Origin of the sequence: Pigmentiphaga kullae (assembly GCF_004216695.1) — a bacterium.
Classification (GTDB): domain Bacteria; phylum Pseudomonadota; class Gammaproteobacteria; order Burkholderiales; family Burkholderiaceae_B; genus Pigmentiphaga; species Pigmentiphaga kullae.
In genome coordinates this window covers 1,937,170-1,949,567 of the sequence record NZ_SGXC01000001.1, presented here as the reverse complement: position 1 = coordinate 1,949,567, position 12,398 = coordinate 1,937,170, and the positions used below count along the sequence as shown (strand labels likewise).

Genomic DNA, 12,398 nt, shown 5'->3' with positions numbered 1-12,398 from the left:
ATGCGGTAGATGACCGCACTTTTTCGCCAAAACCTCTATTTTGACGGATTCGGAGAGGCAAATAAACCGTGGAAGCAGCCTTCTCCCGCCCAAGCGCGCCTTGCGGGGCCCCACGGGAGGCCCGGCAAGGCCGTATCCGGGGCCATCCTGCGACCCTGAAAGCGGCGGATCGGGACGCACGGGCCGGGCACCGCGCGCCCTTGGGCACGTCTTTTTTGCTGTTAATCCCTCTATTTTCCCACGATTCGGCCCGAGATCAGCGCCAGGCGATCATCCGCAGCAAATCCCCCTCCAGCACCATGGGCTCTCCCTCCAGCGAAGCGGCCAGGATGTCGCCCCCCAGGGCCGACCAACTGAGCCCGCGCGAGGCGTAGCCCGAGGCGGCCCAAAGCCCGCCGTGGACGGGCGATTCGCCTATCACCGGCAGCCTGCCGGGCAGTACGGCGCGCCAACCGGCCCAGCCCGTGAACGCGCCAGGATCCAGGCCGGCCCCGGCCAGTTCCGGCAGCAGCCGGGCAGCCCGCTCCAGGTTGACGGCGTGGCCCTCGGCCGTGGCGACGGCCCGCGCGGCATCGTGCACATAGGTGCTGCCGGCCACGCAATCGCCGTCCACCGCGGGCAGCACATAGCCGTCGCCCGCCACCACGCAGTGCGGCGGGCGCCAGCCGGCATCTTGCGCCGGCAGCAGCGTGATCTGCCCCGCGATGGCCTTTTGCCCGAAGAAGCCCGGCAGTTCGCCGCCGGTGGGCCCCAGGCTGCTGGCAGCCAGCAGCCGAGGGGCCTGGGCGGCATTGGCCAGCACCACGATCTCGGCCTCGGCCAGCGTAGCGCCCAGCCCATCGACGGCCCGCCACCGCCGCCCCGAGGGCACGTCCGCCTGCAGCGCCTCGATGCGGGCCACGCGAGCGGCCCGGACCTCGATGCCCGGCCGGGACAGCAGCGCCGCGCCCAGCAGGCGCGGGCGCACCCGCAGCCCGCCGGGGAAATACACGCCGCCACGCGCCGTCGGGCAGCCGGCCAGCCCGCTGGCCTCCTCCCGCGTCACCGCGCGCACCCAGTCGGCCGGAAAACCCAGTTCCGCCAGCATGGCATGCATGCCGGGCTCTTTGTCGTCGGACTTGGCCTGCTGCACGGTGCCGCAGCGGGCGACGATCCCGCCATCCATCCACGGCGCCCAGCGCGTGGCCGCGCGCAAGGCCCCGGCGCGGCTCAGGCGCGCGCGCGGGCTGTCGTCGCGGGCCAGCAGCGGCGTCAGCGCGGCGGCCAGGTGGCCGGCCCCCAGCGCCGGGGCTCCCCACGCCGCGTCGAACACGGACACGCGCCAGCCGCGCAGCGCCAGCGCATGCGCCACGCCGGCCCCGGCGATGCCCGCGCCCACCACCACGGCATGGCGCTCGGCGAAGGACGGTGGTTCGGCCGGCGCGTGGCGGCGCTCGAAACGCGGCGCGTAGCGCGCCACGGTCATGTGCAGCTTGCCGCCGAAGCCGTCCCGGCGTTCGACCTCGAAACCCGCCGTCTGCAAGGCCCGGCGCATCGCGCCGGCGCTCGCCCAGGTCGCCGCCGTGGCATCCGGCGCGGCCAGCCTGGCCAACGCGCGCATCAGCGGCTCGGACCACATGCCGGGATTCACCGAGGGCTTGAAGCCATCCAGGAAGAAGGCGTCCGCGCGCAGGACCAGCCGCGGCACGACCTGTTCGGCCAGGCCGAAAGCCAGGGTCAGCGTCACCGCGCCGCCATCCAGGTCCAGCCGGTGCAGCCCCGGCAAGAGCGGCGGCCATTGCGCCAGCAACTGCGTGGCCATGTCTTCCCAACCGGCGGGCAGCCGCGCGCGCAACAACTGCTCCAGGTCCTCGCGGGCGAAAGGATGGGCCTCGACGGACACCACGTGCAGCCGCCGGCTGCGCCGCGGGTCGTCGCGCCAGGCCCGCCACAGCGTCAGGAAGGTCAGCCCCAGCCCGAATCCCGTCTCGCACACGGTGAAACGCTCGCGCCCGCGCCATCGCTCCGGCAGACCGTTGCCCGCCAGGAACACATGGCGAGCCTGCTCCAGCGCCCCCTGGGCGGCATGATAGATGTCGCCATAAAGCGGGCTGTAGGGCAAACCATCCTGATCGAAGGCCGGCCGAGAAGGAGTCAGGGGCGTAAACACGGCGAGGATGATAACCCCCCCTACGCCCTTCGGGCGCCCCCCAGGGGGCGAAACCGGCGGACCGGCAAAGCCGGATCCGCGGTTTCCTGGGTCTGGGACGGCTTTCTTGGGACGGCAGCGGTGCTGCGTAGGGGGAAACCTCTTCATGGCGTACACTGGGCTCATGAGCATCCCTGCAGCTCCCACCATGGACAAACCCGTCCCGCTGGATCTCTTCAAGGCGCTCGAAGCCGCCGTCACCGCCGCGCATGCCGGCGCCGCGATCCTCCAGGCCTATGCGCACAAGCGCTCGGAACTGGTGATCGACCTGAAGGCGCGCAACGACCTGGTCTCGCAGGCGGACCGCGAAGCCGAGATCGCCATCATCGAGGTGCTGCGCGCGCGCACGCCGCAATACGGCATCGTGGCCGAGGAAACGGGCGGTTCGCCGTCGGGCCCCGCCAGCTGGTACATCGACCCGCTGGACGGCACCACCAACTTCGTCCACGCCATTCCCCACTACGCCGTCTCCATCGCGCTGGTGGCCCAGGAAGGCTGTGGCATCGCCTTCGAGGAAGCCCGGTGCGAACCGGGGCCGGTGGTGGCCGTGATCTACGATCCCTGCCGCGAGGAAATGTTCACCTCGGTCCGGGGCGTGGGCGCCTGGCTCAACAGCCACCGCATCCAGTGCTCGCGCACCGCGGCCTTGTCCGATGCCCTGCTGGCCACGGGCTTCCCCTACAGCGACATGTCGTTCACCGAAAGCTACCTGCCCATGCTGCGCGATGCCATGCACGGCACGCGCGGCGTGCGGCGCAACGGTGCCGCGGCGCTCGACCTGGCCTGGGTGGCCTGCGGGCGCTTCGACGGCTACTGGGAACTGCGGCTCAAGCCGTGGGACGTCGCCGCCGGCACGCTGCTGGTGCGCGAGGCCGGCGGACAGGCCTTCGATCCGTTCGGCCAGGCCCCCTGGCCCGAACAGGGCAACATCGTCGCGGGCGGCCCCGGCGTGGCCAAGGCCCTGCACGAGCTGATCGGCCCCAACCTCAAGGCCGCCGGCGCGGCCTGACGGCCGGGGCAGCCGTTCAGCGCACGATCATCAGGCCGATGCGCACCTGGGACCTGGCGCGCACGTTGTAGTCCAGCAGCGTCTCGCCGTAGCCGTTGAAATACTGCACGTGCAGGAAGCCGTTCAGGCGGCCCAGCCCCAGCTTGCGCAGCGGGTAGGCCATGTCCAGTTGCAGCGATCCCTTCTCGTGGCCCTTGCGCACCAGCGCCGACACCATCAGGCCGTCATCCTTGGCCCAGCGCAGTTGGTAGTCGACGTGGCCCCGATAGTCGGCGATGTCCGGATTGCCCTCGCGGGTCATGTAGTACTTGATCTTGGGGCCGAAGCTGAGCGTGCTGCCGTCGTCCAGGCGATAGCGCAGCGTGGGCCGGGCGTACAGGGAATTGATGGCGCGCGAGGTATCGCCGTCGCGCCCGTTGGATTCGTGCTCGAAGCCGCCGTCGAAACCCAGCGACTTGCGGCGGTCCTGCGACTCCCAGACCCGGTCGGACAGCCAGAAGACCGCGGGGCGATAGCTGCTGTCGCGGAACGGGGCCGAGTTCTCGCCTATGTCCCACAGCGAGGTCTGGCTATAGCCCAGGTACAGGTTGTTGAGAAAACCGGTTTCCTCGCCGTCGTAGGGCTGGAACAGCCGGAACTTCAGGCTGACCTGGAAGCGCGCGTTCAGGTTGGGGCGGGCGCCGAAGCTGAAATACACGGGCTCGTAGGGCGACAGCGCGCTGCGGAAGCGGCTCAGCACGTCATGCTCGTCGTTGCCCGGGGCGGTGGCGTCCGACGGCGCCGGCCCCGACAGCGCGGTGCTGCCCGGCCCCGAACCGGCCGACAGGCCGCTGACCGCCGCCAGCACGCCGTTGTCCGGCACCTGCGGCACCGCGCCGGGCGCGCGCGGATCGACGATGGGACCGATCGCGCGCGACCCCACGATGGCCCCTTTCTCGGCGGGCGTCGCATCCAGCGCCAGCAGCACCGGCTCGCCTTCGATCGCGATGGCCTGCAGGCCGCGCGCCTGCTCGGGCACCACGGCCGACCAGGTCGCGCGCGAGAACTGGCCCACGGGAATCTGCAGCACGGCGGTGCCGCCGTCCAGCCGCGCGGGCGCGCGCACGACGCGGCCGGCGGCATCCCGCCATTGCAGCACCAGTTCGCGCGGCGCGTCCCAGGTCGCCGTGGCGTTGCCGTCGTTGAAGAACATGGCCTCGATGCGCACGGTCTCGCCCGGCCCGGCCTGCATGCGGTCCAGCTTGAAGGTCACGCCCGCGTCGGCCCGCAAGGGCGCCGCGGCCATCAGGGCGAAAAGGCCCGCGGGCGCGAGCGCGCGGCGCACGATGCCATGCTGCGCACGAAGACGATGGTCAGCCATCCGACCTGGCATGTGGACTCCCGGACAACGCCCGCGATGGGGCAGACGCCGCCATTGTAGGGGCATGCCGGGAATAGTCCGTTACGCGGCGGCCTCGGTGCCGGTCCGCAGTTCGCGCCGCAGGATCTTGCCCACGTTGGTCTTGGGCAGCTCCGACCGGAATTCCACATAGCGCGGCCGCTTGTAGCCGGTCAGGCGATCGCGGCAGAACGCCTTCAGGTCCTGCTCGGTCAGCGCCGGGTCGCGCTTGACCACGACCACCTTCACGGCCTCGCCGGAATGTTCGTCTGGCACGCCGATGGCGGCGCACTCCAGCACTCCCGGGTGCTGGGATACCACGGCCTCGACCTCGTTGGGATAGACGTTGAAGCCCGACACCAGGATCATGTCCTTCTTGCGATCGACGATGCGGATGTAGCCGCGTTCGTCCATGATGCCGATGTCGCCGGTCTTGAAGAATCCGTCGGCCGTCATCACGCGGGCGGTCTCCTCCGGCATGTTCCAGTAGCCCGGCATGACCTGCGGGCCGCGCAGCGCGATCTCGCCGCGCTCGCCGATGGGCAGCGCGGCGCCGTCGTCGTCCAGGATCGCCGCGTCGGTGGACGGCAGCGGAATGCCGATGGTGCCGGAATATTCCTTGATATTGATGGGCGTGCAGCAGGCCACCGGCGACGTTTCCGACAGGCCGTAGCCCTCGCACAGAGGCGACCTGGTCACCTCGCGCCAGCGGTCGGCCACCGCCTTCTGCACCGCCATGCCGCCGCCCACGCTCACGCGCAGGCCCGAGAAGTCCAGCGACCGGAACTGCTCGTTGTTGAGCAGGGCGTTGAACAGGGTGTTGACGCCGGGAAACAGCGTGAAGCGGTAGCCCGACAGCGTCCTGACCAGGTCGGGAATGTCGCGCGGATTGGGCACCATCACGTTGAGGCCGCCGGCCCGCATGCCGAGCAGGGCGCACACCGTCAGACCGAAGATGTGATACAGCGGCAGGGCGCAGACGAAGATGTGCTGGGTGCGCTGTCCGCCCTGCCTGGCGGGCTGCTCGTCGGTCAGCAGCCAGGCATCGCATTGCAGGACGTTGGCGACGAGGTTCCGGTGCAACAGGACGGCCCCCTTGGCCACGCCCGTCGTGCCGCCGGTGTACTGCAGGAAGGCGACGTCGTCGGGCCCGATCTCGGGGCGCGCCAGTTCCCGCGCCGCCCCTTGCGCCAGCGCGCGCCGGAAGCTTACCGCGCCCGGCAGGCTGAACGGCGGGACGAGCTTCTTGACGTGGCGCACCACGGCGTTGACGAGGGCCCCCTTCACGCCGCCCATCAGGTCGCCCATGGACGCCACCACGATGTGCCGGATGGCCGTGGCGGACAGCACCCGCTGCAGGGTGTGGGCGAAGTTCTCCAGGATGACGATGGCCTCGGCGCCGCTGTCCTTGAGCTGGTGCTCCAGTTCCGGGGCGGTGTAGAGGGGGTTGACGTTGACCACCGTATAGCCGGCCCGCAGCACCGCCGCGATGGCCACGGGGTACTGCAGGACATTGGGCATCATCAGGGCCACGCGCGCGCCGCGCGGCAGTCCGCGCGATTGCAGCCAGGCTCCCAGCTTGCGCGACATGGCGTCGATGTCGGCGTAGGCAAGCGTCCTGCCCATGCAGACGAAGGCCGGGCGCTCGGCGTACTGCGCGAACGATTCCTCCAGCAACTGGATCAGGGACCGATAGCGTCCCGGGTCGATGTCGGCGGGAATGCCCGGCGGGTAGTACGCCAGCCACGGTCTTTGCATGCACGTCTCCTGGTCTAGTCTGTGCCGCGTGGTGTCGGCCTATGGGGCCGATGATAGCCCAGCGGCCTGCACGCGGTCGGTTTCCGCCTGCAATCGCCGCCGGCGCTCGGCATACGGCAGCCGCGCCAGCTCGCGCGCCTCGTCCAGGAACGGCGTCAGGCTGCCGTCGCGGCAACTCTCGCAGCGGCGCGCCATGGCCCGCAGCGCCGGCACCCACTGGTGGTACGCGCCCATGGCCGCGAACTGCGCGTTGTTCAACGCCTGCGCGAACCAGGCGTCGTAGCCGGCGTAGCCGTTCCAGCGCTCGCGCTTCATCCGTTCGTAGCGGGACCGCAGGTCGGCGATGATTTCGGCCTTACGCGCGCGCCGCCGCTCGATCTCGTCCGGCCCCAGGCCCACCGGATCGGGCGTGGTGGGCGCCGGACCCTGGCGGGCGCCGGTCTCGCCATAGGCCTGCGCCAGTTGCCGCCGGGTCTCCAGCAGCAGCGCGACGAAATCGCGCCGGCGCGCATCGAAGGCCTCGTAGGCCGGCCGCAGCGACTGGTTGCGGGGCTCCCGCAGCCAGCGCTCGACGCCGATCTGCTCGACCGCCGTGGCCAGCGACTCGTTGAACGTCGTGTCGTTCTTCGCGTAGACCGCCTGGTGGGTCAGTTCGTGGAAGACCAGGCGCGCGACCTCGGCCGGCGGCAGACGGATGAAAGTGTTGACGAAGGGGTCGGGATACCAGCCCAGCGTGGAATAGGCCGGCACGCCCCCCACATGCACGTCCCAGCCCTGGGCCTTCAGTTCGCCGGCCATCCGCCGCGCGTCGGCCTCGCTGTAGTAGCCCCGGTAGTCTATGCATCCCACCACCGGAAAGCAGGACTGCTTGAGCCGCAGGGACAATTCCGGCGTGGCGAACACGTTCCAGACGACATAGGGCCGCTTCACGTCGGCATATTCGGTGTAGCTGCGGTTGTCGGGCAGGCCCAGCGCCTGGCTGGCAAAGCTGCGGGCATCCTGCGCGTAGCGCAAACGCTGGCGCAAATCGGGCGATATCGACGGATCGGCCAGCACCTGCTCCACCGGCCGCGCGGCCTGCAGCAGCGAGGAATGCCCCCCTATGGATTGCGCGTAGTAGCGCAGGTCGGCGCATCCCGCCAGCGCCCCGGCCAGGACCAGGGCGCCCCAGGCCGCCCGGCCCCTTGTCGTTACACTCGCCATAGACCAGCTCATTGGAGATAATGGCTATGGTAACCGCCGGACTTCGGGCCCACGGCGCCCGGCCGGCGACGCCGGATACGGCGCGGCACATCTGCCCTTTCCGCCTTCGCGACCGCCTGGACAAGGCGCGGCGCGCTCGACCCCGCGGCAGGGCAACGTTCAGGAGTTCCCCATGAATCTGCTCGAACCCATCGTCGCCTTTCAAAGCGACCTGAAGACGATCCGACGCGACCTCCACGCCCACCCCGAACTGTGCTACGAGGAACACCGCACGTCGGACACCATCGCCCGCCTGCTTGAAGACTGGGGCATCCCCGTCGTGCGCGGCCTGGGAGGCACCGGCCTGGTCGGCGTGCTGGAAGGCACGGACAGGAACGGCCCGGCCATCGGCCTGCGGGCCGACATGGACGCCCTGCCCCTGCAGGAACTCAACACCTTCGAACACGCCAGCGTGAACCCGGGCAAGATGCACGCCTGCGGCCACGACGGCCACTGCGCCATGCTGCTGGGCGCCGCCCGCCACCTGGCGGCGCACCGGGACTTCCCCGGCACCGTCTACCTGATCTTCCAGCCGGCCGAGGAAGGCGGCGGCGGCGGCAAGGCCATGATCGACGACGGCCTGTTCACGCGCTTTCCCATGGAAGCCGTGTTCGGCATGCACAATTGGCCCGGCATCCCGGTCGGCAGCTTTGCCGTCACGCCGGGCCCGATGATGGCCTCCAGCAACGACTTCCGCATCGTCGTCCGCGGCAAGGGCACCCACGCCGCGCTGCCCCACCTGGGCATCGACCCGGTCATGATCGCGGTGCAGCTCGCGCAGTCGCTGCAAACCATCCTGACCCGCAACAAGAAGCCGATCGACACCGCAGTGCTCAGCATCACCCAGATCCACGCGGGCACGACCACCAACATCGTCCCGGACGAGGCCGAGATGGTCGGCACGGTGCGCACCTTCACCATCGAGGTCCTGGACCTGATCGAGCAGCGCATGCACGAGATCGCCCGGGGCATGGAGCTGGCCCACGGCGCCCGGATCGAGGTCGATTTCCAGCGCAAGTATCCGCCGCTGATCAACCATCCCGACGAGACCCGCTTCGTGACGGACGTGCTGCGATCCCTGGTCGGACCGAACCAGGTCGATGCCGCCACCGAACCCACGATGGGCGCCGAGGATTTCGCCTTCATGCTGCAGGAGAAGCCCGGCTGCTACGTCTTCATCGGCAATGGCGACGGCGCGCACCGCGAGGCCGGCCACGGACTGGGGCCGTGCACGCTGCACAACGGCAGCTACGACTTCAACGACGACCTGCTGCCGCTGGGCGCCAGCTTCTGGGTGAAGCTGGTCAGCGACTGGTTCGCTCGGCCTCGATCAGTATGACGCGGTAGTCGTTGACGTTGGTCAGCGTGGGGCCCGTCGTGACCAGGGTGTCGAGTTCGCGGAAATAGCCCCAGGCGTCGTTGGCGTCCAGCCACGGACCGGGCATAACGTCCCGGGCCGCCGCCCGGCGCAGGCGTTCGCTGTCCCACCAGGCGCCGGCGTTGTCCTCGCTGCCGTCGATGCCGTCGGTATCGCAGGCCAGGGCCGAGATCCTGGCTTCGCCGCACAACTCGGCGGCCAGCGACAGCAGGAATTCGGTGCAGCGCCCGCCGCGGCCGCCGCCGCGCACCGTGACCGTGCATTCTCCCCCGGACACCAGCGCCACCGGCGCATCGAAAGGTTCTCCATGCCGCAGGATCTGGCGCGCCAGCGCGGCATAGACCTTGGCCACCTCGCGGGCCTCGCCCGTGACGGTATCGCCCAGCACCACCGCCTGGATGCCCGCGCGCCGCAGGACGCGCGCGCCGGCCTGCAGGCTTTGCTGGGCGGTGGCGATGACGTGGTTCTCGACCCGCTCGAATACCGGATCGCCGGCCTTGGGGGTCTCGGGGTGGCGTCCGGCGGCGCCGCCTTCCAGCCAGTCGAGCACCGGCTGCGGCGCCTGCACGCCGTGGCGGCGCAGGATGTCCAGTGCGTCGGCGTAGGTGCTGGGGTCGGCCACCGTGGGGCCCGAGGCGATGGCGGACGGATCGTCGCCCGCGACGTCGGACACGATCAGGCCCAGGACCCGGGCCCGCGTCGATGCGGCCAGGCGCCCGCCCTGCAATTGCGACAGGTGCTTGCGCACCACGTTCATCGATTCGATGGGAGCGCCGCTGCGCAGCAGCGACTGGGTGACCTCGCGCAGCGCGGCCATGGGCACCGCCGGCACCGGCAGCGACAACAGGCTGGAACCGCCGCCGGACACGAGCACGATCAGCAGGTCGTCCTCGCCCAGTTCGCAGGCCAGCCGCAGAATGTCGCCGGCGGCCCGTTCGCCGGCCGCGTCGGGCACCGGGTGGCCGGCCTCGACGCAGGCGATGCGATCGAGCGGCATGCCGTGCCCGTAGCGGGTCACGACCAAACCTTCCAGCGGAGCGTCGGCGGGCCAGGCGGCCTCGACGGCGCGGGCCATGCTGGCGGCGGCCTTGCCCGCGCCGACGACGACCGTGCGGCCCCTGGGCGGGGCCGGAAGGTGGCGGGCGGTGATGTGAAGGGGGTCGGCGGCGGCGACGGCGGCTTGAAACGATTCCAGGAGGAGCTGATGCATACGCGGGAAACGGCTGATGTCTCTTTTCGTGGTAGCAGCCATTATGGCGGCCCGCCGCGGCTTGGCTAGCTGGATGAAATCCCTATTCCACCCGCCGCGCCGGCATGCGCCACGATCCCGCGTAGCACCTTGTTGCAACCGCCCTCAGGCGGCGGGCGCGGCCGGAATCTGCAAGCCCCGCTGCACCGCGGGACGCGCCACGAAGGCATCCAGCACCCGCTTCACGTTGGGAAAATCGGAGAACCCCACCAGTTCGCCCGCGCCGTAGAAGCCCACCAGATTGCGCACCCAGGGAAAGGTGGCGATGTCGGCAATGCCGTAGTCGTCGCCCAGAATCCAGGCCTTGCCTTCCAGATGACGCTCGAGCACGCCCAGCAGGCGGCGCGACTCGGCCACGTAGCGGTCGCGGGGGCGCTTGTCCTCGTAGTCCTTGCCGGCGAACTTGTGGAAGAACCCCACCTGGCCGAACATGGGGCCGATGCCGCCCATCTGGAACATCACCCACTGCATGGCCTGATAGCGGCCGGCGGCATCCTGCGGAATGAACTTGCCGGATTTTTCTGCCAGGTAGATCAGGATGGCGCCGGATTCGAACAACGGCAGCGGCTTGCCGCCCGGGCCGTGGGGATCGAGGATGGCGGGGATCTTGTTGTTCGGGTTGAGCGACAGGAACTCCGGCGACATCTGGTCCTGGCTGTCGAACGCCACCCGGTGCGGCTCGTACGGCAGGCCGGTTTCCTCGAGCATGATCGAGGCCTTCACGCCGTTGGGAGTGGGCAGCGAATAAAGCTGGATGCGGTCCGGATGCTGCGCGGGCCATTTGCGGGTGATCGGGAAAGCGGACAGGTCCGTCATGGGGAATCCTTGCTCGATGAAAGGGTCGATCCGCCGGACTATACCAGCCGCCCACCGCGGCAATAACGAAGGGCCGGGCCGTAGAATATTGATGAAGATCGATCAACCTTGAAGACCATGCCGCACAAGGACTACCTCAGCGCCAAGGAAGCCGTGGAACTGCTGGGCATACGCATGCAGACGCTCTATGCCTACGTCAGCAAGGGCTGGATACGCAGCGTCAAGCAGCCCGACACGCGGCAGCGCCTGTACCTGCACGAGGACGTGCTGCGAGCCAAGGCGCGCTCCAGCGCCCGCTCGGGGCACGGGGCGGTGGCCGCCTCGGCCATGAACTGGGGCGAGCCCATCATCCCCACCTCGATCACCGAAATCCGGTCCGACGGCCCGCACTACCGCGGCCACTCCGCCGTGCGCCTGGCCCGCGGGCATGCCAGCTACGAAGCGGTGTGCGAACTGCTGTGGACCGGCGTCTGGCACGATGCTCCGCGCCGCTGGGAAACCGGCATCACGCCCCGGCTCCAGGAAACCCTGCTGGAATCGCTCGCGCCGCCCAAGTCCAACAGCGGGCTGCTGGAGATCATGGCCATCGTCACCCTGCGCCTGGGCATGTCGCGCGGCTCGGTGGAGGATCGCATGCGCGGCGGCCACATGCACGAGGCGGCGCGGCAACTGATCAAGACCCTGGCCGGCTGCATGGGCCTGGTCTCGCGCCGGCGGCGCTTCCACGCCATTGCCGACGACGCGCCCATGGCCGAGGGCCTGCTGGCGGCCCTGGACCTGCCCGCCAACCCGGCCAACCTGCAGGCCATGGAAGCCTTCCTGGTGCTGTTCGCCGACCACGAGCTGTCCCCCAGCACCTTCGCCGCGCGCGTCGCGGCCTCGGGCGGATCGACGCTGCACAGCTGCGTCGCCTCGGCCATCTGCAGTTCGGCCGGCGTGCACCTGGGCCGGATGTACGACCGGATCGAGGATTTCCTGCGCAGCGCCGACAACGCCGCCGGCCTCATGCAGCAGGCGCGCGCCCAGCACGAACGCGGCGCCAGCGTGCCCGGCTTCGGCCACCCGCTCTATCCCAAGGGCGACGAGCGCGCCGAACTGCTGATCGAACTGGCGTGCAAGCGGCCGCGCCAGAAGGCGGCGCTCGAACAGATCCATCGCTTCATCGATGACGTACGCGGCGAGTTCGGCCTGCATCCCCGGCATGAACTGGGCGGCATCGTCCTGGCCATGGCCATGGGCGTGCCGCGTCAATCGGTGGGCACCCTCTTCACGCTGGCGCGCATGGCGGGCTGGGTCGCCCACGTGCAGGAACAGCGCCTGAGCGGCATGCTGCTGCGGCCCCGGGCCAAGTTCGTGGGCACCAGCGGCGAGCCCTGACCC

Annotated in this window: 9 protein-coding genes; 3 read left to right on the top strand and 6 right to left on the bottom strand. The window is 70.0% G+C overall.

Annotated elements, in window-relative coordinates; genetic code table 11:
* Positions 1 to 256: 256 nt before the first annotated feature.
* Positions 257 to 2,158, bottom strand: coding sequence for a bifunctional tRNA (5-methylaminomethyl-2-thiouridine)(34)-methyltransferase MnmC2/FAD-dependent 5-carboxymethylaminomethyl-2-thiouridine(34) oxidoreductase MnmC1 (mnmC, locus tag EV675_RS09580; RefSeq protein WP_130357971.1), 1,902 nt, complete (start codon positions 2,156 to 2,158; stop codon positions 257 to 259).
* 178 nt (positions 2,159 to 2,336) lie between these two features.
* Here mnmC and EV675_RS09575 point away from each other — a divergent pair, with 178 nt between their 5' ends.
* Positions 2,337 to 3,197, top strand: coding sequence for an inositol monophosphatase family protein (locus EV675_RS09575; RefSeq protein WP_130357026.1), 861 nt, complete (start codon positions 2,337 to 2,339; stop codon positions 3,195 to 3,197).
* Between the two features lie 16 nt (positions 3,198 to 3,213).
* Here the strand turns inward: EV675_RS09575 and EV675_RS09570 are convergent, their stop codons facing one another.
* The 3 genes from EV675_RS09570 to EV675_RS09560 all read right to left on the bottom strand — a co-directional run bounded on the left by EV675_RS09570 (position 3,214) and on the right by EV675_RS09560 (position 7,536).
* A complete protein-coding gene (locus tag EV675_RS09570) occupies positions 3,214 to 4,557 on the bottom strand; it encodes a phospholipase A (RefSeq protein WP_130357025.1) in 1,344 nt (447 codons plus the stop codon).
* Between the two features lie 81 nt (positions 4,558 to 4,638).
* Positions 4,639 to 6,333 carry a long-chain-fatty-acid--CoA ligase gene (locus EV675_RS09565; RefSeq protein ID WP_130357024.1) on the bottom strand — a complete coding sequence of 565 codons (1,695 nt, stop codon included), beginning with the start codon at positions 6,331 to 6,333 and terminating at the stop codon, positions 4,639 to 4,641.
* Positions 6,334 to 6,372: 39 nt separating this feature from the next.
* A complete protein-coding gene (locus EV675_RS09560) occupies positions 6,373 to 7,536 on the bottom strand; it encodes an aminopeptidase (protein ID WP_242621370.1) in 1,164 nt (387 codons plus the stop codon).
* A 172-nt stretch (positions 7,537 to 7,708) separates the two neighbouring features.
* On the opposite strand from EV675_RS09560, the gene EV675_RS09555 reads away from it, so the two are divergent.
* On the top strand, positions 7,709 to 8,914 hold the full coding sequence (locus EV675_RS09555) for a M20 aminoacylase family protein (RefSeq protein ID WP_130357022.1): 1,206 nt from the start codon (positions 7,709 to 7,711) through the stop codon (positions 8,912 to 8,914).
* Here the strand turns inward: EV675_RS09555 and EV675_RS09550 are convergent.
* Together EV675_RS09550 and EV675_RS09545 are read right to left on the bottom strand one after the other, a co-directional pair.
* Entirely contained in the window at positions 8,880 to 10,163 is a 1,284-nt protein-coding gene (locus tag EV675_RS09550) for a glycerate kinase type-2 family protein (protein WP_130357021.1), read from the bottom strand. The two genes, EV675_RS09555 and EV675_RS09550, sit on opposite strands and share 35 nt — an antisense overlap.
* Positions 10,164 to 10,307: 144 nt before the next feature.
* On the bottom strand, positions 10,308 to 11,018 hold the full coding sequence (locus EV675_RS09545; RefSeq protein ID WP_130357020.1) for a glutathione binding-like protein: 711 nt from the start codon (positions 11,016 to 11,018) through the stop codon (positions 10,308 to 10,310).
* A 117-nt stretch (positions 11,019 to 11,135) separates the two neighbouring features.
* Between EV675_RS09545 and EV675_RS09540 the strand changes: the two genes are divergently transcribed.
* On the top strand, positions 11,136 to 12,395 hold the full coding sequence (locus tag EV675_RS09540) for a citrate synthase family protein (protein ID WP_242621434.1): 1,260 nt from the start codon (positions 11,136 to 11,138) through the stop codon (positions 12,393 to 12,395).
* Positions 12,396 to 12,398 lie beyond the last annotated feature (3 nt).